Origin of the sequence: Microcosmobacter mediterraneus, assembly GCF_031846265.1 — a bacterium.
GTDB classification, from domain to species: Bacteria; Bacteroidota; Bacteroidia; order Flavobacteriales; family Flavobacteriaceae; genus Microcosmobacter; species Microcosmobacter mediterraneus.
This window is the reverse complement of sequence record NZ_JAVRIA010000010.1, coordinates 30,270-56,906: the sequence shown is the minus strand read 5'-3', so window position 1 is coordinate 56,906 and position 26,637 is coordinate 30,270. Positions and strand designations below refer to the sequence as shown.

The 26,637-nt window shown below is 32.7% G+C and carries 28 protein-coding genes; 13 read left to right on the top strand and 15 right to left on the bottom strand.

Annotated features, from left to right (window positions below; genetic code table 11):
- Window positions 1-44: 44 nt before the first annotated feature.
- The 4 genes from RM697_RS13225 to RM697_RS13210 form a co-directional block, all read right to left on the bottom strand.
- Complete coding sequence (locus tag RM697_RS13225) at window positions 45-608, bottom strand: anthranilate synthase component II (protein ID WP_311428379.1); 564 nt, start codon at window positions 606-608, stop codon at window positions 45-47.
- Between the two features lie 91 nt (window positions 609-699).
- On the bottom strand, window positions 700-2,100 hold the full coding sequence (locus RM697_RS13220; protein WP_311428378.1) for an anthranilate synthase component I family protein: 1,401 nt from the start codon (window positions 2,098-2,100) through the stop codon (window positions 700-702).
- Window positions 2,101-2,392: 292 nt separating this feature from the next.
- Window positions 2,393-2,962, bottom strand: a complete 570-nt coding sequence (locus tag RM697_RS13215) for a YceI family protein (protein WP_311428377.1) — start codon at window positions 2,960-2,962, stop codon at window positions 2,393-2,395.
- A 21-nt stretch (window positions 2,963-2,983) separates the two neighbouring features.
- Window positions 2,984-3,439, bottom strand: a complete 456-nt coding sequence (locus tag RM697_RS13210; protein WP_311428376.1) for a MarR family winged helix-turn-helix transcriptional regulator — start codon at window positions 3,437-3,439, stop codon at window positions 2,984-2,986.
- 114 nt (window positions 3,440-3,553) lie between these two features.
- On the opposite strand from RM697_RS13210, the gene RM697_RS13205 reads away from it, so the two are divergent.
- From RM697_RS13205 to RM697_RS13185, 5 genes are all read left to right on the top strand, one after another.
- Window positions 3,554-4,078, top strand: a complete 525-nt coding sequence (locus RM697_RS13205; protein ID WP_311428375.1) for a TlpA family protein disulfide reductase — start codon at window positions 3,554-3,556, stop codon at window positions 4,076-4,078.
- 6 nt (window positions 4,079-4,084) lie between these two features.
- Window positions 4,085-4,696: a thioredoxin family protein gene (locus tag RM697_RS13200; protein ID WP_311428374.1), complete on the top strand. Its 612-nt coding sequence runs from the start codon at window positions 4,085-4,087 to the stop codon at window positions 4,694-4,696.
- A gap of 103 nt (window positions 4,697-4,799) precedes the next feature.
- Window positions 4,800-5,114: a rhodanese-like domain-containing protein gene (locus RM697_RS13195; RefSeq protein WP_311428373.1), complete on the top strand. Its 315-nt coding sequence runs from the start codon at window positions 4,800-4,802 to the stop codon at window positions 5,112-5,114.
- 10 nt (window positions 5,115-5,124) lie between these two features.
- Window positions 5,125-5,517, top strand: a complete 393-nt coding sequence (locus RM697_RS13190) for a rhodanese-like domain-containing protein (RefSeq protein WP_311428372.1) — start codon at window positions 5,125-5,127, stop codon at window positions 5,515-5,517.
- Window positions 5,518-5,680: 163 nt separating this feature from the next.
- On the top strand, window positions 5,681-8,089 hold the full coding sequence (locus RM697_RS13185) for a protein-disulfide reductase DsbD family protein (RefSeq protein WP_311428371.1): 2,409 nt from the start codon (window positions 5,681-5,683) through the stop codon (window positions 8,087-8,089).
- A 38-nt stretch (window positions 8,090-8,127) separates the two neighbouring features.
- Here RM697_RS13185 and RM697_RS13180 read toward each other — a convergent pair whose 3' ends face one another.
- A complete protein-coding gene (locus RM697_RS13180) occupies window positions 8,128-8,643 on the bottom strand; it encodes a GNAT family N-acetyltransferase (RefSeq protein ID WP_311428370.1) in 516 nt (171 codons plus the stop codon).
- Complete coding sequence (locus RM697_RS13175) at window positions 8,636-8,872, bottom strand: hypothetical protein (RefSeq protein WP_311428369.1); 237 nt, start codon at window positions 8,870-8,872, stop codon at window positions 8,636-8,638. Before RM697_RS13175 ends, RM697_RS13180 begins: the two co-directional genes overlap by 8 nt.
- Window positions 8,873-9,035: 163 nt before the next feature.
- Here RM697_RS13175 and RM697_RS13170 point away from each other — a divergent pair, with 163 nt between their 5' ends.
- Window positions 9,036-9,446 (top strand): Lrp/AsnC family transcriptional regulator, encoded by a 411-nt coding sequence (locus RM697_RS13170; protein ID WP_311428368.1) that lies wholly within the window; start codon window positions 9,036-9,038, stop codon window positions 9,444-9,446.
- A gap of 136 nt (window positions 9,447-9,582) precedes the next feature.
- Here RM697_RS13170 and RM697_RS13165 read toward each other — a convergent pair whose 3' ends face one another.
- The 9 genes from RM697_RS13165 to miaB form a co-directional block, all read right to left on the bottom strand.
- Window positions 9,583-10,317, bottom strand: a complete 735-nt coding sequence (locus tag RM697_RS13165; protein WP_311428367.1) for a DUF6090 family protein — start codon at window positions 10,315-10,317, stop codon at window positions 9,583-9,585.
- Between the two features lie 361 nt (window positions 10,318-10,678).
- On the bottom strand, window positions 10,679-12,313 hold the full coding sequence (groL, locus tag RM697_RS13160) for a chaperonin GroEL (RefSeq protein WP_311428366.1): 1,635 nt from the start codon (window positions 12,311-12,313) through the stop codon (window positions 10,679-10,681).
- Between the two features lie 116 nt (window positions 12,314-12,429).
- Entirely contained in the window at window positions 12,430-12,705 is a 276-nt protein-coding gene (locus RM697_RS13155) for a co-chaperone GroES (RefSeq protein ID WP_311428365.1), read from the bottom strand.
- Between the two features lie 147 nt (window positions 12,706-12,852).
- The gene (gene secG / locus RM697_RS13150) at window positions 12,853-13,206 is read right to left on the bottom strand and encodes a preprotein translocase subunit SecG (RefSeq protein WP_311428364.1); all 354 of its coding nucleotides are present in this window, start codon (window positions 13,204-13,206) and stop codon (window positions 12,853-12,855) included.
- Window positions 13,203-14,108, bottom strand: coding sequence for a DUF8458 domain-containing protein (locus RM697_RS13145; protein ID WP_311428363.1), 906 nt, complete (start codon window positions 14,106-14,108; stop codon window positions 13,203-13,205). Before RM697_RS13145 ends, secG begins: the two co-directional genes overlap by 4 nt.
- Before the next feature lies 1 nt (window position 14,109).
- On the bottom strand, window positions 14,110-14,613 hold the full coding sequence (lptE, locus tag RM697_RS13140; RefSeq protein WP_311428362.1) for an LPS assembly lipoprotein LptE: 504 nt from the start codon (window positions 14,611-14,613) through the stop codon (window positions 14,110-14,112).
- On the bottom strand, window positions 14,613-14,810 hold the full coding sequence (locus RM697_RS13135) for a hypothetical protein (protein WP_311428361.1): 198 nt from the start codon (window positions 14,808-14,810) through the stop codon (window positions 14,613-14,615). Before RM697_RS13135 ends, lptE begins: the two co-directional genes overlap by 1 nt.
- Before the next feature lie 9 nt (window positions 14,811-14,819).
- Window positions 14,820-16,091: a sigma 54-interacting transcriptional regulator gene (locus RM697_RS13130; RefSeq protein ID WP_311428360.1), complete on the bottom strand. Its 1,272-nt coding sequence runs from the start codon at window positions 16,089-16,091 to the stop codon at window positions 14,820-14,822.
- A 1-nt stretch (window position 16,092) separates the two neighbouring features.
- Window positions 16,093-17,538, bottom strand: coding sequence for a tRNA (N6-isopentenyl adenosine(37)-C2)-methylthiotransferase MiaB (miaB, locus tag RM697_RS13125; protein ID WP_311428359.1), 1,446 nt, complete (start codon window positions 17,536-17,538; stop codon window positions 16,093-16,095).
- Window positions 17,539-17,699: 161 nt separating this feature from the next.
- Here miaB and RM697_RS13120 point away from each other — a divergent pair, with 161 nt between their 5' ends.
- The 7 genes from RM697_RS13120 (at window position 17,700) to porM (ending at window position 26,621) form a co-directional block, all read left to right on the top strand.
- A complete protein-coding gene (locus tag RM697_RS13120) occupies window positions 17,700-18,494 on the top strand; it encodes a hypothetical protein (RefSeq protein WP_311428358.1) in 795 nt (264 codons plus the stop codon).
- 54 nt (window positions 18,495-18,548) lie between these two features.
- Window positions 18,549-18,995 (top strand): hypothetical protein, encoded by a 447-nt coding sequence (locus RM697_RS13115; protein ID WP_311428357.1) that lies wholly within the window; start codon window positions 18,549-18,551, stop codon window positions 18,993-18,995.
- A 118-nt stretch (window positions 18,996-19,113) separates the two neighbouring features.
- Complete coding sequence (topA, locus tag RM697_RS13110) at window positions 19,114-21,609, top strand: type I DNA topoisomerase (protein ID WP_311428356.1); 2,496 nt, start codon at window positions 19,114-19,116, stop codon at window positions 21,607-21,609.
- 3 nt (window positions 21,610-21,612) lie between these two features.
- Window positions 21,613-22,779, top strand: coding sequence for a formimidoylglutamase (locus RM697_RS13105; RefSeq protein ID WP_311428355.1), 1,167 nt, complete (start codon window positions 21,613-21,615; stop codon window positions 22,777-22,779).
- Between the two features lie 162 nt (window positions 22,780-22,941).
- Entirely contained in the window at window positions 22,942-24,291 is a 1,350-nt protein-coding gene (gene porK, locus RM697_RS13100; protein WP_489753212.1) for a T9SS ring complex lipoprotein PorK/GldK, read from the top strand.
- Between the two features lie 78 nt (window positions 24,292-24,369).
- Entirely contained in the window at window positions 24,370-25,002 is a 633-nt protein-coding gene (gene porL / locus RM697_RS13095) for a type IX secretion system motor protein PorL/GldL (RefSeq protein ID WP_311428353.1), read from the top strand.
- A gap of 47 nt (window positions 25,003-25,049) precedes the next feature.
- The gene (gene porM / locus RM697_RS13090; protein WP_311428352.1) at window positions 25,050-26,621 is read left to right on the top strand and encodes a type IX secretion system motor protein PorM/GldM; all 1,572 of its coding nucleotides are present in this window, start codon (window positions 25,050-25,052) and stop codon (window positions 26,619-26,621) included.
- Window positions 26,622-26,637: the final 16 nt, after the last annotated feature.

The following is a 26,637-nucleotide window of genomic DNA, read 5'->3' as shown; positions in this document are numbered from 1 at the left end:
CTCTAATCTCTAATCTCTAATCTCTAATCTCTAATCTCTAATCTCTAATCCTTCAACCAGTTTTCTAGTATTTTCTTTCCATTAGGTGTCAAAACTGATTCAGGATGATATTGAACTGCCTTTACATCATAGGTTTTATGGCGTAAGGACATCACTTGACCATTTTTATCAAAAGAAGTAGCTTCAAGACTTTCTGGTAAATCGGCATCAACCACCCAAGAATGATAGCGACCTACTTCAATAGTCTTATCTAAACCATTAAAAAGTGATTCATCATCAACTATAATAGTCACTTCTGTTGCTACACCATGATATACTTCATCCAAATTGACAAGCTTTCCGCCAAAAACTTCACCAATAGCTTGTTGACCTAAACAGACTCCTAAAATACTTTTAGATGATGCATATTGTTCAATTATTGGTTTCAATAATCCAGCTTCATCTGGAATTCCTGGACCTGGAGAGAGCACAATTTTATCAAATGTATCAACTTCTTCTAACGATAACTGATCGTTTCGTTTTACAGTTACTTCACAATCCAAGTCCTCTAAATAATGAACCAGATTGTAAGTGAAGCTGTCGTAGTTATCTATTACTAATATTTTCATTTTATTTTGTCATTCCTGCGAAGGCAGGAATCTTTTTATTTTTTAACTCTATTTATAATGGATTCCGCATCAAGTGCGGAATGACAGTTTTTTATATTTCTTCAGCCAGTTCAATTGCTTTTGTTAAAGCACCTAATTTATTATATACTTCTTGTAATTCGTCTTCTGCATTTGATTTTGAGACTAAACCAGCTCCAGCTTGCCAGTGTAATTTATGATTCTGACTTAGAAATGTGCGTATCATTATAGCATGATTGTAGTTTCCTTCAAAATCCATAAAACCTATTGCTCCTCCATAAAAGGTTCGGTTGGTTTTTTCATATCGTTCTATTAATTGCATTGCCATATGTTTAGGTGCTCCACTTAATGTTCCTGCTGGAAAGGTGTCTGCAACGACTTGCATTGTAGAAACATTATTATGTTTTTGCCCAGTTACTTTGCTTACTAAATGGATCACATGCGAAAAAAACTGAACTTCACGATAATTCTCTACAGAGACTTCACTACCATGTCTACTCAAATCATTCCGTGCCAAATCAACTAGCATGACATGCTCACTATTTTCTTTATCGTCAGCTACTAGTTGTTTGGCTAGCTCAGCATCTTTTAAATCATCACCTGTTCTTTTAAAAGTTCCAGCAATGGGATGAATTTCGGCTTTACCTTCATTTACTACTAATTGAGCTTCTGGTGAACTTCCAAATATTTTAAAATCACCATAGTCAAAATAGAATAAATATGGCGATGGATTAATACTTCGCAAAGCTCTATAGACATTAAATTCATCACCTTTAAATCCTTGTGAGAAATTCTTAGATAACACTAATTGAAATACATCACCTCTAGCACAATGTTTTTTGGCAAGCGCAACATGTTCTTTGTAGTCATCGTCAGTTAAATTTGAACTAATTCCGCCTTCTGATGAGAATGGATATGTAGCATAATTTTTGGTAACAATGAGCTGTAAAATTTCATCAATATTGTTTTCTATGTCAAAACAATGTGCAAAAATATAAGCTTCGTTTTTATGATGATTTATGGCTATGATATTTTGATAAACCGCATAATAAATATCTGGGATAACCAATGAATCTGATTTTTTTGAGATGTCTATGTCTTCAAAATATTTTACAGCATCATATGACGTGTAACCGAATATACCATTATTAATAAACTTAAAATCGGTGTCAGAATCTACTTTAAAGCGTTGCGTGAACTTATGAATTTCGTAGGTTACATCAACGTTATCTGCATTATTGCTTTTAGTACTACCATCAGGAAAAACCTGTTCAATTCTGTCGTTTTCTACTTTAATACTGGCAATAGGATTAAAACAGATGTATGAGAAACTATTATCATTTGCATGATAATCGCTACTCTCTAATAAAATACTGTTTGGAAAGCGATCTCTTATTTTAAGGTAGATACTTACAGGTGTAATCGTATCAGCTAATATTTTCTTGTAATGTGTGTATAGACTAAATGTTTTCATGCCTCTCTCCTAAATCCTCTCTCTCCAGAAGAGAGAGGACTTGGCTTAATTTTATTAATTAAAAAAGGCTTGTCGTGAAGACAAGCCTTATATATTTTAAATATAGTAATGGACTAGCTCACGAAAGTTGAGTTTCGAGAATTCCACCACCAAGTATGTACTGTTTTTGATTTCATTTAATGCTCAAATATAATCATCAAAATATTTAATTCAAATAAAATAGATAAAAAATAAAAGATTCCTGCCCTTTGGCAGGAATCTAAGACCTAAATTGCTATTAATCAATCATAATCTAGAATACAAGAGTTACATTTAAGTCAAACTCATCATAGATTGCTCTGTCTTTTAAGCCATCGAAAAAACTCGCTGATCCATATTTTATATCGTATTTAGTTCGGTCTACTTTAAAAGCAGTTGTCGCTTTATTGCCATCCATAGTTAATTTAAATTTCACAGGGTTTGTGATGTTTTTAATAGTTAAATCTGCGCTTACTAAATAATCGTCTCCTTTTTTGGTAACATTACTAAAAACTAGAGTAGCTGTTGGATGCTTTTCTACACCGAAAAAGTCAGCAGATTTTAAATGTCCATCTAATTTTGTTTTTCCACCACCAGATAAGTCAGTAGTATTTATTGTAGTCATATCTATGGTAAAATTTCCACCTGCCAATTGGTCTTCACTAAAAATTAATATGCCTTCTTTAACATCAATTGTGCCTGTGTGTTCTCCTGTTACTTTATGACCAATCCATGTAACTTTACTGTCTTTAACTTTGATTACTTTTTCTTTAACGGTTGTAAAGGAAACGAATGAAATTGCTAATGCGAAAATGAATACTGATTTAAAAATTCTGTTTTTCATAATGTGTGTTTAATTTATGTTTTATGTTCTAATTTTTGATAAAATTCTATTTAATTGTACAAGTTCGTCATTAGATAAATTATTGGTAGCATTATTTTCTGCTTGTTCAATAATCTCATCTAAATTTTTAAGAATATATAATCCATTATTAGTAATTGTTATCTCTACTTTTCGTCTATTGGAGGAGCAAATTGATCTAGTTACAAAGTTCTTTTTAATTAGCTTATCTACTAATCTTGTAGTGTTACTCATTTTATTTACCATTCTGCATTGAATATCTTGAAGGTTAACAGACACTTTGTTATGACCTCTCAATATACGTAATACATTAAATTGCTCTAGTGATAAATCATGTGGTTTTAAAGCACTAATTAATATGTCTTTTACATGACTTGAGGATAAAAACAAATTTATGACTGCTTGTTTCTGTAAAGGCATGTCAGATTTAGTTTGTAATAACGATTTTAACTCTTGCATATACAACAATTGTATATACAAATGTAATCATTGTTAATCATTAACTCATAATACAATTCGATAATTTTTTGTTAAAAATTACGGTCAGTAGTAGGAAGGCTTTATTTTTATAGCATGAGATATGTATCAGTTTTTATATTTTGTCTTTTGCTATCCTGTAAAAACGATCAAAAAAAAGAGAATCCTATTGCTACAATTGATGTCTTAGAGACCACAAATGATGACTTAGTTATTGTTGATTTTGATGGCTTAAAACCTTACCTAAATAAAAAAGATGATAAAACTTATATCGTTAATTTTTGGGCTACTTGGTGCGGACCATGCGTTAAAGAATTACCTTATTTTGAACAAATAGGTGAGGCCTATAAAAATAAATATGTTGAAGTAATATTAGTAAGCTTAGACTTTCCAAGAAAGTATGAGACTAAATTAAAACCTTACATAAAAGAGAATAAACTAAAATCTAAAGTCATTGCCTTTGACGATTTAGATATGAATACTTGGATTCCAGCCATTAATAAAAACTGGTCTGGAGCTATACCAGCAACAATTATTTATAATTCTAATGAGCGTAAATTTTATGAGCGATCTTTTACATACAGCGAATTAGAAACCGAATTAAAACAATTTATTAAATAAATACTTATGAAAACACTTAAAACACTTTTTGCATTTGTAGCAATACTAACTTTAACAGCTTTTACACCAATTACTGATGGACCTGGTTATAAAGTAGGCGATATTGCAACAGATTTTAAATTAGAAAATATTGATGGTAAGATGGTGTCTTTGTCTAATTACAAAGATGCTAAGGGATTTATTGTAGTCTTTACTTGTAATACGTGTCCTTATTCAGTAGCCTATGAGGATAGAATAGAAGCACTTAATAAAAAATATTCAGACAAAGGTTATCCTGTAATAGCTATTATGCCAAATAATACTGATGTAAAGCCAGGAGATAATATGGCTGCAATGAAGGTTAGAGCCAAGGAAAAAGGGTTTACTTTTCCTTATTTAATGGATAAAGGTCAGAAAATTTATCCCTTATATGGTGCTACTAAAACACCACATGTATATGTATTACAGAAAACTAAAAAAGGTAATGAAGTAAAATATATTGGTGCAATTGATGATAATCATAGAGATGCTTCAGCTGTGACTACAAAATATGTTGAAGAAGCTGTAGATGCACTAATGAGCGGTAACGAGGTGAAAACTTCTGAGACCAGAGCCATTGGTTGCTCCATTAAAGTATAATTTGCTATAATGTTAAAATTTTAAACCGAAGTGTAACACTTCGGTTTTTTTTTCGTCTATATCATAAGGAAATGTTAATTTTGTTTAACCTAAACGGTGTATAATGGCAGATTTATCACAAGAAGATTGGACAAAACAACTACATGCAGATACTAATTCAGTTGTTTTAGACGTTAGAACGATAGCTGAAGTAGAAGAAGGTGTTATACCTAATGCAATACATATTGATATCTATGGAGGTCAGGAATTTATCAATAGTATAGAGCAATTAGATAAGTCTAAAAATTATTTTGTGTATTGTAAAGCAGGAGGAAGAAGCGGACAAGCATGTGCTATTATGAATCAACTTGGTTTCGAAAATGCATTTAATTTAAAAGGAGGCATTACGGAATGGGAAGGTGAAATTTCATCAATCTAACTATTATAACATGAAAAAACTAATAACATTACTTTGCATTACTGCTTTAATGGTAAGCTGTGCAAAAGAACAAAAAGGCGAAGTAAAACTTGTTTCACCAGAAGAAATGCAAGCTCTAATTGAGTCAGAAGATGTCCAACTTGTAGATGTAAGAACTCCAGAAGAATATAGTGCAGAATACATAGCACATTCTCAAAACATCGATTATAGCTCACCAACTTTTGAAGACGATATTAAAGATTTGGATAAAAGTAAACCTGTTGTGCTATACTGTAGATCTGGTGGACGTAGTGCAAAATGTGCTAAAAAACTAAAAGATGCAGGCTTTGTTAAAATTTATGATTTAGATGGAGGTATCTCTAAATGGAAACATAAGGGGTTAGAGGTTAAAGCAAAATCGTAGCTAAGAAATACTATACATTAAAGCCGAACATATTGTTCGGCTTTTTTTGTTATCCTCATTGTATATATTCGACATATTGTATATTGCTTTTTTATTTTAGCAAAGCTTTATAACTAAAGTTACTTGTAATAAATACATTTGTAATAGTCCACATAGATAATTTATGAAAAAAACTGCCTTTCTTCTAATCACTTTAATTTTGGGTTTATCGTTAAATGCCCAAATTTTTGAGCCAGTATCTTGGGAAACATCTGTTGAAAAAATATCTGACACAGAGTTTGATTTAATTTCTGTAGCTACTATAGACAAAGGCTGGCATTTATACTCTCAAAATGTGCCAGAAGGTGGTCCTATTGCTACCACTTTTAGTTACGAAGAAAATATTAATTATGAATTAGTCGGAGATACTTCAGAATCTGATGGTGAAGAAGTAGATGATCCTGTTTTTCAAATGCGAATAAAATACTTCTCTGGTAGAGCAGAATTTAGACAACGTGTAAAGATTCTTAATTCAGAATTAGATATCGTTAAAGGTGAAGTTGAATTTATGTCATGTGATGATGAAAAATGCCTTCCGCCAGATGTTACCGTTCTAGAGTTTAAACTTAATAGCTCTTCCGACACAAAAGAGGAAGCAAATAATGAAGGTAATATTTTTAGTAATCCAATAGAAACTTCTGGGATATTAGAACCAGTGACTTGGACGAGTACAGTAAAAAAATTATCCAATAATGAATACCAAGCCGAGTTTTATGCTACCATAGACGAAAGTTGGCATCTGTACTCTCAAGAAGAAGCCGATGGTCCACCATCAACAGAGTTTGTGTTTACTAATGCTGATATTAAGTTAATAGGTAAAACTTCAGAACCCAAAGTTTCACCAGTTTTTGATAAAGTGTTTAAAGTAGATGTAAAGTATTTTAGTAATGAAGCTTTATTTATTCAGAAATTTGAGACTACTAATAAAGATGCTGTTTTTGAGGCCGAAGTATATTACATGACCTGTGATGATAAACAATGTGTAAAAGGTGACAAGGTTTTTAAAATGAATCTGAAAGGCGAAAATCTTACGACTAATGATCAGAATATAGATAACACAAGCCTTCAATTTTCTAATGATCTTAATCTTAATGTCAAAGGTAAAGAGAACTACGAAAAGCAAGATATTAAAGAGAAAAGTAATCTCACTATATTTTTTCTTGGATTTTTAGGAGGTTTTATAGCTTTGTTAACACCATGTGTATTTCCAATGATTCCATTAACGGTTTCATTTTTCACAAAGAGTTCAGGAGATAACAAAAAAGGTGTTTTCAATTCTGTACTCTATGGCTTTTTTATTTTTCTCATATATTTCTTATTGAGCCTACCTTTTCACGTATTAGACTCAGCAGATCCAGAAATTTTAAATAACATCTCTACAAATGTTACTTTGAATATTATTTTCTTCGTCATTTTTGTAGCATTTGCTTTTTCATTCTTTGGCTATTACGAGCTCACTTTACCAGCATCTTGGAGTAATGCTTTAGATAGTAAAGCCAATAGTATAGGAGGAATTATAGGTATCTTTTTTATGGCTGTAACCTTAGCTATTGTGTCGTTTTCATGTACAGGTCCAATATTAGGAACCTTATTAGGTAGTTCTCTAGGAACCGATAGTGGTGCCACACAGCTCACATTAGGAATGAGTGGATTTGGTTTAGCATTAGCCTTACCCTTTAGTTTATTTGCTATGTTTCCTAAATGGTTAAACTCTTTACCAAAATCTGGTGGGTGGTTAAATACTGTAAAAGTAGTCCTAGGATTTATTGAGTTGGCATTAGCATTAAAATTCCTTTCTAATGCAGATTTGGTTGAACATTGGGGACTTTTAAAGCGCGAAATATTTATTGGGCTTTGGATCATAATAGGAATAGGTTTAGTGCTTTATCTATTTGGTAAAATTAAGTTTCCTCACGATAGTCCGTTATTAAAATTAGGCAAAGGTCGTATCACAACAGGTATTCTATTTTTAGCTTTTGTAATTTATTTAATACCAGGCGTAACGAATACTAAATATGCTAACTTAAAGTTACTTAGCGGATTTCCGCCACCAATGTTTTATAGTATATATGACAAAGATTCTGAGTGTCCTTTAGACCTCAATTGCTATAAAGATTTAGATGAAGGTATTGCAGCTGCTAAGGCTGCTAATAAACCAATAATGCTAGACTTTACAGGTTGGGCTTGTGTAAATTGCCGAAAAATGGAAGAGCAGGTGTGGAGCAAATCTAAGGTTTATGATATGCTTTTGGAAAACTATATTATTATTTCATTATACGTAGACGACAGAAAAGAACTACCTAAAGAAGAGCAATTTGATTATATAAAACCAAATGGAAACAAAAAGCGTATTAAAACCATTGGTGATAAATGGGCAACACTGCAAACCATTAATTTCCAGAATAACTCACAGCCATTTTATGTGTTGTTAGATCATAATATGCAAATGCTTAATCATACTACAGCATATACACCAAATGCTGACGAATATTTTGAGTGGCTTAACATTGGGCTAGAGAATTTTAGGAAGTAGAGTTTTTTTTATTCATAAACTTTAATAGTACAGTTTGCCTAAATATTTTTTGAAAACACTATATTTTCATATGCCTTACCATTGACAAGAAAGTTTAAGTCTCCAACATTTTTAAATTTATTTTTTTCGTAGAATCTAATGGCTCTTTTGTTTTTTATATAAACAGTTAACCATAAGGTGTCTAATTGTAATTGTTTTACTTGTTCCTCAACAAAAGTTAGTAACTGCTGTCCAATTTTTAAAGGTATAAAATCATTTAGAATAAAAATTCGTTCTAATTGACAATTGTTTTGTGATGTTACATTTTTGTTTGATGTATTCAATACTAATTTGGCATAACCAACAGGTAAATCGTTAGAGTAAATAATATAGAAGCGTTGCTTAGGATCGTTTATATTCTGTTTTGTCTTAGCAACCGAAAAATTCTCGTTAAGGTATGTTAATACATCGTTTTTATCTTCAATATAATGACCATGAGATTCAGCCCAAGTTAGTCTGCCTAAAAGTGCTAAAACACCTGCATCTTCTTTACTAGCTCGTTGTATTTTAATCATAACTTTTCTTATTTATTCGTATTCTTCTTATATGATAACCATGTAATAATACAGCAATGGTACAACCTACGATTATAGGAGTTGCACTAATTAATGCACCATATAAAATGTAAATTATATTAGCGACTAGTGAGATTAACCTTAGTTTATATTCACCTTTAGTAGACATTGAATATAAGTTTATGACTAAACCTCCGTAACCAATACAATCAATTAAAAATGGACTCATGATTTATCTTTTTTGTTTGTTAATAAAACTAAAAGCCTAACTGTGTAAGCTCAATAATACAAATATAGAAAGCATAATACCAATATTAGTTTATTATCGAATTTAAAATATTATATTTGCATTCGATTATATCGAATAAAAACTATTATAATTTTGATTAAAAATGGACGGTTTAGATAAAAAGATACTAGAAATGCTAAAAATTAATGCTAGGGAAAGCTTCGCCAATATTGGAAAAAACGTTGGCTTGTCTGCACCAGCTATAGGTAAACGAGTTAGGCAACTAGAAGATGATGGTGTTATAGAAGGCTATGCTTTAAAAGTGAATCATGAAAAATTAGGTATAGAGACCAAAGCCTATATCACCTTAGTGATGCATCAAGGACTTAGTGGAAGACCAAATGTTTTAGACAAAATTCGTGAGATGGAAGAAGTACAAAGTTGCGATAGAATTACTGGTGATGATTGTCTTTGTGTTTTAGGTTATTTTAAAAACAATAAGCATCTAATAGCTTTTCTAGAAAAGATGTCTCAATACGGAGCAACTAAAACAAGTATCATTTTAGAAGTGTAAATCATTAAAAAATAGATTTTCACTTAGTTATCATAAAAGATGCTATGAGTTTAGTGAAGTGTTGTGTAGAGTGAGCTATTAATTATACACGTTGTTGTGCTTTCGTTATGTTATAATTTTTTAATCAAAATAATTGTTATTCAACAGAGTCTTCTAAAAGGGTTAAGACCAACCTAGTTTGTTTTAAAACTTTATTTGAAAGTTCTAAATATCTGATTATTCCATATCCTTTTCTTTCTAAAAGAGTATATAAATCTTTAGGTATTTGTTTAGTATCTATATCTTTATGCAAAACTTTAAGTAAAGATTCATTTCTTAATTTTAGTGGTGGATGTTTAATTCTAAAATTAGTTGAATACGCTATAAAACTTTCTCGATTTACGGTTGAAACTTTTAATTCATGAAGCTGAAGTCTATTAAGTTCCATTATAGCTTCCTGAAATTCTTTATCTAGTAAATCTATATTCCCTCCAGAGATTAAAAGGTTAAAGGTGTTAGTATTGTATGTGTTAAGCGTTCTATAGTTAAGCCCTAAATTTCCTATTAGTTTCGAAAGGACTTCATCAGAAGTTTTAAAAGTTGTTTTCTCTAATTCATCGAAAGCTTCAGATAAGGATTCAAATATTTTTTGATTTTGAATAATTCTTTCTCTTAATTGTATGGTGTCTTTTACATAATCAATTTTTAATGATGTCTCATATTGGTTTTTGAGATGTTCCCTTTTCCGTGATTCATTCCAATTATTAAACTGAAGTGCTATCAAAATACCAATAACTACTAGAATGATTTCCCCAATAGCATATTTAAAATACTTTCCAGTTTTATTTTTCTCCATAAGGTTGTAACGTATTCGTCTAAAAAACTTAATCATATTTTTGGTTTATATTTTCCCGCTAGCGGCTATCTCAATCAAAGGTCTACCAGAACTTTGATTTTGCTTCATTTCGACTCCGCTCAATGTGACAGCAAAATGATGTTTCGATAATCTAAAGAATTTTATCATTGGTTGGAAGTTTCTCTAAAGTTAGAACAATTATTTAATTCCGTTTGAGTGAGAAATAATGAAGCACAACACGTAAATAAGTATGTATTTAAGTTCTTTAGTTCTAAGATACTATATATTAGCATACTTTAAATAAATCAGAGCCAAATGATTTTAAAGCCACGGCATAAAAAAACGCTTCAAAATTAATTGAAGCGTTTTTTTATTATTGGGTGTCGAGGCTCTCGACCTACATCATACCTGGCATTCCGCCACCCATTGGAGGCATAGCTGCTGCAGGTGTATCTTCTTTAATATCTACTAAAGCACACTCTGTTGTTAAGATCATACCAGCTACAGAAGCGGCATTTTCTAAAGCAATACGTGTTACTTTTTTAGGATCTATAATCCCTTCTTTAAGCATATCTACGTAAGCTTCGTTTTTAGCATCATAGCCAAAGTCTTTTTTGCCTTCGAGTACTTTATTGATAACCACAGATCCTTCACCTCCAGCATTTTCAACAATAGTTCGTAATGGCGATTCTATAGCTTTATTTACAATCTGTACACCAGTGGTTTCGTCTAGGTTTTCTGTTTCTAGTTTGGCTAATACTTTCTTAGCTCTTACTAAGGCAACACCACCACCAGCAACAATACCTTCTTCTACAGCTGCACGTGTAGCATGTAAAGCATCGTCTACACGATCTTTCTTTTCTTTCATTTCTACTTCTGAAGCTGCACCAACATACAATACAGCAACTCCTCCAGCTAATTTAGCTAAACGCTCTTGTAATTTTTCTCTGTCGTAATCTGAAGTTGTGGTTTCTATCTGCGCTTTTATTTGGTTGACTCTTGCTTTAATGTCTGATGATTTTCCACTACCATTTACAATGGTTGTGTTATCCTTGTCTATCATTACAGATTCTGCAGTACCTAACATAGATAGGTCTGCATTTTCTAATGAAAATCCACGTTCTTCAGAAATTACAGTACCACCAGTTAGTATAGCAATATCTTCTAACATGGCTTTACGTCTGTCTCCAAATCCTGGAGCTTTTACAGCTGCTATTTTAAGTCCACCACGAAGTTTATTTACCACTAATGTTGCTAAAGCTTGTCCTTCTACATCTTCTGCAATAATTAATAATGGACGACCAGATTGTGCAACAGGTTCTAAGATTGGAAGGATTTCTTGTAAGTTTGAAATTTTCTTATCAAATAATAAGATGTATGGATTTTCTAAATCGGCAATCATCTTATCTGCATCAGTTACAAAGTAAGGTGATAAGTAGCCACGATCAAATTGCATACCTTCTACAACGTCTACATAAGTATCTGTTCCTTTTGCTTCTTCAACAGTGATAACGCCTTCTTTGCCAACTTTACCAAAAGCAGTAGCGATTAATTCGCCAATGGTTTTATCATTATTTGCAGAAATTGAGGCTACTTGCTCAATTTTTTCAGAGGAGTTACCAACTTTCTTAGCTTGTTTTTCAAGGTCAGCTGTAATTGCTGTAACCGCTTTATCGATACCACGTTTTAAATCCATCGGATTTGCACCTGCAGCAACGTTTTTTAAACCTTCTTTTACTATCGCCTGAGCTAAAACTGTTGCAGTTGTTGTACCATCACCTGCAAGATCATTTGTTTTAGAAGCGACTTCTTTTACCATTTGTGCTCCCATGTTTTCTAGCTCATTTTCTAGCTCTACCTCTTTAGCAACAGAAACGCCGTCTTTTGTAACTTGTGGTGCACCAAATGATTTACTAATTATTACATTACGTCCTTTAGGTCCTAATGTTACTTTTACTGCATTTGCTAATGCATCAACACCGCGTTTTAATCCATCGCGAGCGTCTATATCAAATTTTATATCTTTTGCCATAATGAAAAATTTTATTTGTCATTCCTGCGAAAGCAGGAATCTATTTGTATTTAATTTAAAAATTGAGTTAAGATTGGTGGCATTCCACATCAAGTGCGGAATGACAGAAAATGGACTTAAATAATTGCTAAGATGTCGCTTTCACGCATCATTAAATAATCTTTACCATCTAATTTTAGGTCTGTACCACCATACTTTCCGTAAAGCACAGTGTCACCTACTTTAACGGTTAATGGTTCGTCTTTTGTTCCTGTACCAACTGCTACTACAGTTCCTTTTTGCGGTTTTTCTTTTGCATTATCCGGAATAATAATTCCTGAAGCTGTTTTAGTTTCAGCGGCCTTAGGTTCTACAAGAACTCGGTCTGCTAAAGGTCTAATGTTTACGCTCATTGTTATTTATTTTTTAGTTAATTAAAATTTGTTTTAACGCTAAAGCGTTATTCAGAAATTATGCCAATACAGTTAAACTGACAAAGTTTCAGAAATAAAAAAAGGTCAACGTTTAAGTTGACCATTTACTATAATGTTTTGTCAGTTTTACTGAGCAGAATCAGCTGCTGTTGTTACTGCATCATCTAATGTGTTTGTTGTTGTTGCAGGAATGGTATTTGTTGTTTGTTCTCCATCTAAAGCTTTAGATTCTGATTGTCCACCAGCTCCTGGAATAGCAAAGTTAGAAAGTAATATTAATACTAATAATAAGGTTGCTAATGCCCAAGTACTTTTATCTAAGAAATCTCCTGTTTGTTTTACACCACCAATTTGTTGAGAGCTTCCGCCTCCAAACGTCGATGATAATCCACCACCTTTTGGATTCTGTACCATTATAACCACTACTAATAAGAAAGCCACAACAACGATAAGGATTAAAAATATTGTAAAATTTGTCATTTCTTTAAATTATTTATGTCTTGTAATTCTTTTACTGCTTTAATTTGGTCTGCAAAGAAACCACTTTTTTCTGGATATTTCAAACTTAAAATTTTATAAGATTGAATGGCTTTGTCATAGTTCTTTTGCTCTAAATAAATCCTTGCTAAAGTCTCTGTCATAAAACCATCTTGAGAACTTGATTGCTCTGAAATAGCCATAGGAGTTTGCATGCTTTTTGAAGCTTTTTGAATCGGTGAAATCTTAGGATTATCACTAATAAACTTATCTATTCGTTTTAGCTTACTGTCTATAGGTGCTACTTTTTTTGTTTCATTTGAACGATCAATAGGCTTAAAACTTGTTATCTTTAACCACTCGCTAAAGGAATGCGTTTCGTTTTTGTCAAAATTTAAAGGTGTTCCTATTTTTAAGATATCTTCTGGTGATTCTTCAATGTTTTCAGAATCTATGTGTAAGAGTTTTGATTCTGATAGCTGTTGTTCCTGATTTTTCTTTTCAAATAAATTAGGGTCTAACACACCTTCTGTATCCTTAATTTGTTGCTTTAAAGCATAGGCGATGGAAACACTCTTATCTACAGAAATATCATCTGCATCTGTAACTTCTATCGTTTTTAAGAATTCGATATTTTGTTTTATTTGCCTTGAAATTTCATTTTGATTGAACGTTTCAGACGTAATGTAATCAAATAAAATACTTCGATCTGAAGTGTAAGCTGCTGTTGTTTTTAATTCTTTATTATACTTAAAACTTTCTTGGTCTTTAAGAGATTTAAGGTACAACGATCTAGCAGATTGAAGGTAAGGGAATTTTGAAACCAATGAAGCCAAATCACTAACATGTTCCTCTGATAGGACTTTTGGCTGCTGAAGTAAGTTTATATAGTTATCCTTATTCATATTACCAATTGGCTAAGGATCTATTAAAAATATCTTGTGTTAGACGCTCAAAGATTTCTTCCCATGCGGTGTCTCTCTCACTACCTATGAGTTGTGTATCGCCTTCAAAATCATAGAAAAAAGAAAAGCGTTCTTCAAAATCTTGTTCTTCATCATTTTTATGAAAGAAACGTACATTAACAGAAACAGATAATCTGTTTTGAGCAGCTCTACTATCTGCAGTTGCTGTTGTTGGCGAGATACGATATTCAGTAATTTCACCTTCGTACGTTAAATCACCACCACTATTTACTAAGCTTAAATTGGTTTGATTTTGAATTAAATTTTGAAGCGCTAATGTAAATTCTCTGTCTAACTCTGGCTCAATCAATGCTGCATTGTTCTGAAAATAGTTAACTTGGAATGTTTCAGCATCAATATTTTGTACACCAGTAAATGAATAGGCTCCACAGCCTAGTAACACTAAACATAAACCAATAGTAAGGTATTTGTATACTCGTTTCATTAATACGTATTAGGCTTTTTCATAGTAATAAATGCATAAATATAGCCAGCATTGTCGGCAACATCAAAATCTACATTAATTAAACGATATCCTTGATAGTGCTTTTCGTTTATTAAATCTTCGGCTTCTTGTCTAATGGCTTCAGAACTATTAGGTCTAAACGACTTACGAATCATAAATATTTCAACGGCCTTCATAATGTTATCTTAAAGATCAAATTGTTTTATTTTTCTATATAGTGTACGTTCACTAATACCGAGTTCTGCAGCTGCTAATTTGCGTTTTCCGTTGTGGCGCTCTAAAGATTTTTTAATTAATTCTAACTCCTTGTCTTGAAGTGATAAAGTTTCCTCTTCTTGCACATCCTCTGCAAAATGATACTTGTCTTCGTTTGCCGAGTTGTCCTCATATGATATGGCTTCATGAGACGTTTCACTTGGTATGGATAGTACTTCTATATTAGATGGTGATTCTTCATAATTACTTTCATCTCCACCATAAATCTTTTGTATTAAACCTTCATTTTCCTTTTGAACATCTGTGGCATTACCATGTTTCATAAGTTTCATGGTTAGCTTTTTAAGATCATTTAAATCGGCTTTCATATCAAATAAAACCTTGTACAAAATTTCGCGCTCACTACTAAAGTCACTCTCAGATTTTGTAGTATGTATTACAGCTGGTAAATTAGTGTTAGAATTTGGTAGATAGTTTTGTAATGTTGATGCACTTATTGTTCTATTTTGCTCCAAAACAGAAATTTGCTCGGCAATATTTCTTAATTGACGAATGTTACCATTCCAGCGATGTTTTAATAGTACTGAGACAGCTTCATCTGCGAGTTTAATGGTTGGCATTTTGTATTTTAATGCAAAATCACTAGCAAACTTTCTAAATAATAAATGAATATCATCTTTACGCTCTCTAAGTGCTGGCAAATGAATATCTATAGTGCTTAAACGATAGTAAAGGTCTTCTCTAAACTTTTCTTTTTTAATGGCTTCAAACATATTAACATTGGTTGCAGCCACAATCCTAACATCAGTTTTCTGAACCTTACTAGAACCTACTTTTATAAACTCACCATTTTCTAAAACTCTAAGTAAACGTACTTGCGTTGTTAGAGGTAATTCGCCAACTTCATCTAAAAAAATGGTACCACCATCAGCGACTTCAAAATAGCCAGAGCGTGTAGATGTTGCGCCTGTAAATGCACCTTTTTCGTGACCAAAGAGTTCACTGTCTATTGTTCCTTCTGGAATTGCACCACAGTTAACAGCAATATATTTACCATGTTTTCTATGTGATAATTGATGAATTATCTTCGGAATACTTTCCTTACCAACTCCACTTTCTCCAGTAACTAATATGGATATATCTGTCGGAGCAACTTGTATAGCTTTCTCGATAGCACGATTTAACTTTGCATCGTTACCAATGATTCCAAATCGTTGTTTTATAGCTTGGATTGATTCCATGTTAGTTGTTTTCACTTAATTCTACAGCGTTACCAAGCAGTGTGGCACTTGTACAATCTGTAATTTTAACTTTAACAAAATCTCCTACGTTATAGTTTTCTTTTGGAAATACTACCATTGTATTTTGACTGTTTCGTCCAGCCCAATGTTGATCTGATCGTTTAGATTGTTTTTCTATCAAGATTTCTTCAACTTTACCTATATGCTGTTGCGTTCTATACAGACTATGTTCTTGCTGTAATTGTATAATCTCGTTAAGTCGTCTTTTCTTAATATCGGAAGGAATATCATCTTCCATTTTACGAGCAGCCATGGTTCCTGGACGTTCAGAATAGGCAAACATAAATCCGAAATCGTATTTTACATACTCCATTAAACTCAAGGTGTCTTTATGATCTTCTTCAGTTTCTGTTGGGAAACCAGCAATCATATCTTGAGAAATTGCACAGTCTGGTATTAATCGTTTAATATTATCGATAAGTTCAAAATACTCTTCTCTAGTGTGTAATCGGTTCATTTCTTTTAAAATACGATTACTTCCACTTTGAACAGGTAAGTGAATATAATTACAGATATTCTTGTATTTAGCCATAGTTTCAATAACATCTAAAGTCATATCTTGAGGATTAGATGTAGAAAATCTAAAACGCATTTTGGGTTGCGCTTTTGCACACATTTCTAATAAGTTAGAAAAATTTGTAGCTGTGGCTTTTTGAAGATCAGAAGCATTTTTAAAATCTTTTTTTAATCCACCTCCATACCATAAGTAACTGTCAACATTCTGACCAAGTAAAGTAACTTCTTTAAACCCTTTGCTCCATAAGTCATTAACTTCTTCTATAATACTTTGAGGTTCTCTACTACGTTCTCTTCCTCTTGTAAATGGAACCACACAAAACGTACACATATTATCACATCCTCGAGTTATAGACACAAATGCTGTTACGCCATTACTATGTAATCTAACTGGAGCAATGTCTCCATAGGTTTCTTCTTTTGATAAAATAACATTAATAGCATCTCTACCTTCATCGACTTCAGCCAGAAGATTAGGTAAATCTTTATAAGCATCTGGTCCTACAACGAGGTCAACCATTTTTTCTTCTTCTAAAAACTTACTCTTTAAACGTTCTGCCATGCAACCTAAAACACCAATCTTCATTTTAGGGTTAATACGTTTTACAGCATTATATTTCTCTAAACGTTTTCTAACTGTTTGTTCAGCTTTATCTCTAATAGAGCAGGTGTTTACCAAAACTAAATCTGCATCTTCTAAATTCTGAGTGGTATTAAAGCCTTCCTTAGATAAAATTGAGGCCACAATTTCACTATCACTAAAGTTCATTTGGCAACCATAACTTTCTATAAAAAGTTTACGCTGATTGCCTTCTTTTGCTTTTAACTCTAGAAGTTCTCCTTGTTTATTTTCGTCTATTATTTTTTCCATATTCATTTTCCGCAATAGCGAAAATTTCTTTAAAGCTATATCAATGTCAATAAGCATGCAAAGATACATTTTATTTCAGATTTATGACAAAGTGGCAGGCTTCATTGTAGTTTAATCTTCATTTAAACCTATTATATTTGAAGATAAATAAACCAACTATTATGAATTTACACAATTACATTTCAAATAAAATCAATGAAAATAAACCCTTAGATTTTGGAACTATTTTTAGTGATTCTTTTGAGCTTTTTAAAAAGACATGGATTCAAGGCTTAATACATCAGTTATTTGTAATGCTGTTAATGTTACCTTTTATCATTGCTGTTTACATACCTTTTATCATGCTCATTTTTGCTCAGGCTGGTAATTTAGAATCTTCTAATTCAGAAGTTTTTAGCACATTTATAGCTGGTTTTTCAATAGGTTATATTTTGTTTTTCTTCATTGCTATGATTATACTTGGTGGCTTGTCTCTGGCGCTTAATGCTGCTTTATACAGAATCATTAAGATGCTAGATCATGGAGAACAAGTACAAACCTCTGATTTTTTCTATTTTTTTAAAGGTCGTCATATAGGTAAGCTTATTGGTTTAATGTTTATAAGTATGGCCATTGCTACAGTAGCAGCATTAGCTTGTTATTTGCCTATTTTTTATGTCATGGTACCGCTCACCTTTTTTGTGCCATTTTTTGCTTTCAACCCAGAATTAGGTGTTGGAGATATTATTTCATTTGCCTTTAAACTAGGAACTAAAAAATGGCTCATAGTGTTTGGTTTAATTATTATTTCCTCATTACTAGCATCTATAGTTGGTTTTTTATTGTGTGGAATTGGGACATTATTTACAGCTGCTTTTGTCTACCATCCTGTTTATTTAGTATATAAAGAGACGATTGGTTTTGATAATGATAGTCCAGAATCTTCATTACAAGTATTTAATTATACAGAAGATTAATAATCCTTTGACGCAACCAATTATGAGTTATTACATCTTTATAAAAAAAGCGATATGAATAATTCAAAATCAAAACTCCTTGCTTTTTTATGTCTTGCATTATTACTTGTAAATACTACATGTAATGAAGATGACTTGCCTATTAACGAAGTATGTGACTACAATGTGGTTATTAATCAAATGTTATATAATGAAATTGATAACGAAAACAGTTTAACCATACAAGAAGCAATACTTAATGATAATTGTCTAGAATTGCTGGTTAGTGCTTCTGGTTGTGATGGAGAATCTTGGGAATTTGCGCTTGTGGATTCTGGAGATATTGCAGAATCGAGTCCTATACAACGTTTTTTAAAATTGAATTTCACTAATAATGAAGCATGTTTAGCAGTAATTACTCGTGTTGTGTCGTTTGATATTTCTGACTTGCAAATGCCAAATGAAAACGAAGTTTTATTAAATATAGAAGACCTTTCAGAATCGTTTTTATATCAATACTAAACCAAAATAGTTCAGAAAAAAGTATTGTGAATTTCACAGGATTTTTTTTATTGATACTATAAGGTCAATATTCTTTTTAAAAAATTCAATTACATTTGTAGCCTTAAAAAACCAAATTATGGCGAAAAATCTTGTGATTGTTGAGTCACCAGCTAAAGCAAAGACTATTGAAAAATTCCTAGGTAAAGATTTTAAAGTAGAGTCTAGTTTTGGTCATATCGCAGACTTACCTTCTAAAGAGTTAGGTGTTGATGTAGACGGAGATTTTATGCCTAAATATCAAGTCTCTAAAGATAAAAAGGCGGTTGTTAAAAAACTAAAGGATCTTGCTAAAAAAGCTGAAATGGTATGGCTGGCTAGTGATGAAGATAGAGAAGGAGAAGCTATTGCCTGGCATTTAGCAGAGGCATTAAACTTAGATAAAGAAAAGACTAAGCGTATTGTTTTTCATGAGATTACCAAAACTGCAATTAAAAAGGCTATTGAGAACCCAAGGAGTATAGATTATGACTTGGTAGATGCACAACAGGCACGACGCGTTTTAGACAGAATTGTAGGCTATGAATTGTCACCAGTTTTATGGCGAAAAGTAAAAGGAGGTTTATCTGCTGGTCGTGTACAATCCGTTTCTGTGAGACTCATTGTAGAACGCGAAAGAGATATAGAAAGATTTAAGCCAGAGGCTTCCTACAGAGTTGATGCAGAGTTTACAACTCAAAATGGTTCCTCATTTAGAGCCAAGCTTCCTAAGAATTTTGGGACTGAAGAAGACGCTATTAAATTTTTAAAGAACAATATTGAAGCGAGCTATCAGGTTTCAGATTTACAGAAAAAACCAGCTAAAAAATCACCTGCTGCACCATTTACAACATCAACTTTACAACAAGAAGCATCACGCAAATTAGGTTTTTCTGTTAGCCGAACTATGAGTAATGCGCAACGTTTGTATGAGTCTGGACTCATTACATATATGAGAACAGATAGTGTAAATCTTTCAGATGAAGCTAAAAAAGGTGCTCAGGCAGAAATAGAACAAGCTTATGGCTCTCAGTATAGTAATCCTAAAAATTATAAAGGGAAGTCTAAAGGTGCTCAAGAAGCTCACGAAGCAATTAGACCTACTAATTTTGCAAATCATACTGTAAATGCGGAACGTGACCAAGCACGATTATATGATCTTATTTGGAAGCGAGCAATCGCTTCTCAAATGAGTGATGCGCAATTAGAGCGTACAAATCTTAAAATTCAAATAAACACTTCTAATACGGTAAGTGAGCAGTTTACAGCCAATGGAGAAATCATAACTTTTGATGGCTTTTTAAAAGTATACCTTGAAGGTACAGATGATGAAGATTTAGAGCAAGAAGGTTTGCTGCCTGCGCTATCTGTAGGAGAGCAATTAAATAATAAATTTATTACAGCCACGCAACGTTTTACAAGACCACCTGCACGATTTACTGAAGCTTCTTTGGTTAAACAATTAGAAGAATTAGGTATAGGAAGACCATCAACATATGCGCCAACGATTTCTACTATTCAAAATAGAAATTATGTAGAAAAAGGTAGTGGAGAAGGTATGCAAAGAGAATATCAACAACTGCGTTTTGAAAATGGTTCAATTTCAGATAAATTACTCACTGAAAAAGTTGGTGCAGACAAAGGTAAATTAATGCCAACAGATATAGGAATGATTGTTACTGACTTTTTGGTAAATCATTTTGAAACTATATTAGATTATAATTTTACAGCCAAGGTTGAAGAGGATTTTGATGATATAGCTGAAGGTAAAGAGGATTGGAAATCTATGATGAAAGAATTCTACAAAGACTTTCATCCTAAGGTAGAAGATGTAAAAGAAAATGCACAACGAGAATCTGGTGAACGTATTTTAGGTACAGATCCCAAAACTGGAAGACAAGTTAGTGTACGTTTAGGACGCTTTGGACCAATGGTGCAAATAGGTACAGTAGAAGACGAAGAAAAACCAATGTTTGCAAGTTTGTCTCCAGACCAGCAACTCAACACTATTACCTTTGAAGACGCCATGGATCTTTTTCAGTTGCCAAAAGATTTAGGTGAGTATGAAGGTGAAACATTACAAGTAAATAATGGACGTTTTGGGCCTTATGTAAAATTTGGAAAAAAGTTTATTTCGCTTCCTGCAGGAGTTGATCCTTTAAGTGTTGAGCTAGATTTAGCCATTGAACTAGTCAAAGAAAAGCAAAAAGCAGATGCACCTATATATAGGTATAATGATTTAGATGTTATTAAAGGTAAAGGACGTTTTGGGCCATTTATAAAATGGAACAATATGTTTATTAATGTTAATAAGAAATACGATTGGGATAATTTATCTGAAGAAGATATCGTTCAACTTATTGAAGATAAAATCCAAAAAGAAAAAGATAAGCTCATTCACCATTGGGAAGCAGAAGGTATTAGAGTAGAGAAAGCAAGATGGGGAAGACACAACGTTATCAAAGGAAAACAAAAAGTTGAGCTTGCAAAAACAGTTGATGTTTCTGAAATGACTTTGTCTGAAGCACAAGAGCTACTTGAAAAGAACGCACCAAAGAAAAAAACACGTAAAAAAGCTGCCACCAAAAAAAAGTAATTCATGAATTTTAATTTTCTCTCTCCAGTTTCTGATGCCGTTTTAGCCCATAGCGAACTCTTGCATCGGCAAGCGCTAGGAAGACAATTCAAAATTCATAGTGAGCAGAATGGTATTCCAGATTTAGATGGTATCAACATAGCCATTATTGGTGTAAGTGAGAATAGAAACGATATTAATTACATAGGTACTTCTTTAGATTTTCAGGATATTAGAAAAGCCCTCTACAGTTTATTTCCTGGAAATTGGTTTACTCAAATTGCCGATTTAGGTGATATTTTACCAGGAGATTCTGTTGAAGATACTTACTTCGCATTAAAAACAGCAGTCTCTGTTTTAGTAGAAAAACAAATCATACCTATTATTATAGGAGGAAGTCATGATCTAACTTATGCCATTTACAGAGCCTATGACAATATTCAGCCTATGGTAAATATTGTAAGTGTTGATACTAATTTTGATCTCGGAGATTCTCAGCAACCTATAAAGAACAATAGTTATTTAGGTAAAATTATTTTAGACCAGCCTTTTAATCTTTTTAATTATGCAACTATAGGTTATCAAACCTTCTTTAATCCTCAGGAAGAAATTGATTTAATGGATAAGTTATTTTTTGAAGCCTATAGATTAGGTGATGTGTCAAAAAATATAAATGTAGTTGAACCTGTAATGCGAGATGCCAATATTGTAGGTGTAGATTTAAAAGCGATTAAAGCTTCAGAAGTTGGTTTAAAACAGTCATATTCACCTAATGGTCTAGATGGTAAAGAAGTTTGTGCAATAACGCGTTATGCTGGCATCAGTAATAAAGTATCTTCATTTGGTATTTATGAGTATAAAAATTCTAAAGATGATGATGTTACAGAGATGCTTATTGCGCAAATGATATGGTATTTTATAGAAGGTGTTAATTGTAGGGTTCAGGATGATGATTTTAGAAACGAAACCCAGTTTCAGAAATACAATGTTATGGTAGATGATGAGGATTTAATTTTCTACAAAAGTCTTAAAACAGGGCGTTGGTGGATAGAGATTCCTTTTTTGCCAAATGTTAATAATAAATTAAAAAAGCACACGTTATTACCATGCATGCACTCAGATTATCTAGATGCAACTAACGGAACAATACCAGATAGGTGGTATAAAGCCTATAAGAAAAACAGTTTTTAACGTAATTTTCGGACAGTTTAACGATCATTTCATCGATAAAATGCAAAAATTTCAGGATGAAATGCAAAAAAAACTGTAAAAAAGTTGTTTTTTAAAAAATATATAAATATGTTTACGACCTTAAATTCAAATACGATTAATTTAACCTCGAGTTTCATGAATATTAAAAAGATTGTTTTATTAACTATGGCAGTAGTCCTTATGGTCAGTTGTAACTCTGGCGATAAAGGAGAATTGGTAGGAGTTAAAGGAAAAAAATGGCATCCAGAGAAGCCTTATGGGATGACACTTGTTCCTGGTGGAGCTTTCATTATGGGTAAATCTGATGATGATAAAGCTGGAGTGCAAGATGCACCTACAAAGACAGCAACAGTAAGAGCCTTTTATATGGATGAAACCGAAATTACAAACTCTGAGTATAGAGAATTTGTATATTGGGTTAGAGACTCTATACTACGATTAAAATTGGCTGAAATGGCTGATTTAGAAGGTAAAACTCCAGGTAATGGAGACATTGGAGAATTTGCCTACAAAGATGCAGGTGATCCAGCTAATATGACACCTTACGAAAGTTATATGATTAACACTTATGGTGATGATCAGCGTAAAATTAATAACGACCCAGAATTATATTTTGATACAGCAGATTATCCAGATGAATTATATGCTGAGGTTATGGATGGTATGTATATTCCTTTAGAAGAATCTTATAATGGACAACGAACTTGGGATGTTACACAATTTAAATTCCAATACACAACTATGGATATTCAAAGAGCTGCTAAAGATAGAAGTTTAAAGCGCTCTGATGTCATCAACCAAGAAGAAGTAGAGATCTATCCAGACACAACAGCTTGGATACGTGATTTTGCCTATTCATACAATGAGCCAATGCACAATGACTACTTTTGGCATGATGCTTATGGTGATTATCCTGTAGTAGGTGTGTCTTGGAAACAAGCTAATGCGTTCTGTCAGTGGAGAACTCTAAAAAAGAATAGTTATCAAAAAACAAAAGGTAAACAACCTGTAAATAAATTTAGACTACCTTCTGAAGCGGAATGGGAATACGCAGCAAGAGGTGGATTACAAGGTGCAACCTATCCTTGGGGTGGACCTTATGCCCATAACGATAGAGGATGCTTTATGGCAAACTTTAAACCACTTCGTGGAGATTATGCGGCAGACCAAGCATTATATACTGTAGAAGCCAAATCCTACGAACCTAACGATTTTAACCTATATAACATGGCAGGTAACGTATCCGAATGGGTACATGGATCATATGATCCAGCATCTTACGAGTATGCATCTACCATAAATCCTAATGTAAATGATGCAGATAACCAACGCAAAGTAGTTAGAGGAGGCTCTTGGAAAGATGTTGCTTATTTCTTACAAGTAAGTTCTAGAGACTATGAGTACGCAGATTCTGCAAGAAGCTACATTGGTTTTAGAACAGTTCAAGATTATATGGGAACTGAAGTTACCTTAAATGCAATTGGTAACTAATACGCAGATAATTTAACACAACAAAACATAACCAACGCTTTAACATTATTAACTTAAAACTAAAAAAACAAAATTATTATGGCACAGAAAGGTAAACTTACGTTAACGAACATGATCTACGGATTAGGAGCAGCAATTGTAATTGTTGGTGCATTATTTAAAATTCAGCACTGGCCTTACGGTTCAGAAATCCTAACTATAGGTATGATCGTTGAAGCCTTAGTATTTACATATTCGGCTTTTGAAAAACAAGCTGGAGACTTAGATTGGTCTTTAGTATACCCAGAACTAGCAGGAGGACAGTCTATGTCTAAAAAGAAAAAGGATGAGCCTAAAGATGCTGAAGGAATCTTATCTAAAAAATTAGATGCTATGCTTAAAGAGGCTAAAATTGATGGCGAATTAATGTCTAGCCTTGGAGAAAGTATTAAAAACTTTGAAGGAGCTGCAAAAGGAATCTCACCTACTGTAGATTCTATCACAGCACAAAAGAAATATGGCGAAGAATTATCATTGGCTGCGGCTCAAATGGAATCTTTAAATAGCTTATATAAAGTACAAATGGAAGCTGCTAACAGACAAGCAGCTATTAACGAAGAAGCTGTTGAGAATGCTTCTAAGTTAAAAGAGCAAATGCAATCATTAGCATCTAACTTATCATCTTTAAATGGTGTGTATGGAGGAATGCTATCTGCTATGAACAAAAACTAATTGGTTTTACCATTTAATTAATAATTAATCTTAAAACCTAATTAAACATGGCAGGAGGAAAAGTATCTGCAAGGCAGAAAATGATTAACTTGATGTATTTGGTATTCATCGCAATGATGGCTATGAATATGTCAAAAGAAGTACTATCGGCATTTGGATTGATGGAAGCAAAATTTGCTGATGCCAATGTGTCTACAGCTGATAGAAATGAATTGTTACTAGCTGACTTAAAAGAAAAGAGTAGTGAAAAACCTAAAGAATTTTCTGTACCAGCAGCAAGAGCACAACAAACAGAAATAGCTTCTGATAAGCTTTATAAGTATATTGAAACTCTAAAACAAGATTTACTTAGAGAAGGTAATTATGCTGTAGAAGCTGAAACAGGTAAACTACCATTTGAAAAAATGGATAAAACTGATATCATTGACGAGATGTGGTTTACAGGTGATGGTTTAACTAAGAAAGGTAAAGAAGTTATGGCTCAGATAGATACCTACAAATCTTCAATATTAGAAGTACTTTCTAAAGATGAATCTTACAGAGGTACTGCTGAAGACTTTGCTAAAACCTTTAGTACTGAAAAAGTAGAGAATAAAGATGGGAAAGAAATAGATTGGTTAAACTATCATTTTCAAGGATTCCCAGCTATTGCATCTTATACAAAATTAACAGCAATGCAAAATGATGTAAGAGTATCTCAGGCTAATATGCTTAACTTATTCTTAGGTAAGGTTGTTACTGAAGCTACAACATTAAATAATTATAAGGCTATTGTTTTAGCTGATAAGTCTGCATTCTTTGCAGGTGAAAAATTCCAAGGACGTGTTGTTATTGGAAAATATGCTAACGTACCACCAACCAAATTAGTTGTTCAAGGACAAGAGATTGATTTAGCTCAAGCTATTGATTCAACGGGTGCTGCGACTTTAGACTTTAATGTAGGTAATGTAGGTGAACACGAAATTAATGGAGAGTTTACATTTATAGAAAATGGAAAGGAATTACCAATTCCTATTGCTGCAAATTACGTTGTAGTACCAAGACCAAACTCAGCCACAATTTCTGCTGATAAGATGAATGTTGTATATCGTGGTGTTACTAACCCAATGACTATTTCTTTTGCTGGTGTTCCAGATAATAAAGTATCTGCTTCAGCAGCTGGTTTAACCAAAGGTAGTGGAGTTGGTAAATACAACATGAAACCAGGATCTGGTAGAGAAATTACAATTAATGTAACTGCTACATTAGATAATGGTGATAGAGTAACAGATTCTAAAAAATTCAGAATTAAGGATATTCCTAAACCAACAGGTACAATTTCTGGACAAGATGGTGCGGTTAAATTACCAAAGCGTAATTTAGAGATTGGTACTGTAGGTGCTAAATTAGAAGATTTTGATTTTGAATTAAATATCCAAGTAACATCATTTAAAATAAAAGTTCCTGGTCAGCCAACAGTGCAGTGTACAGGTACTAAAATGAATGCGCAAGCTAAATCTGCAATACAGAGAGCAAGACGTGGAGATGGTGTTCAGATTTTTGATATCAAAGCAAGTATACCAGGTAATTCATATAGACTTAAAGGAGTTTCTCCTGTATTTGTAGAAATTACCAACTAATACAATTTAAGATGAC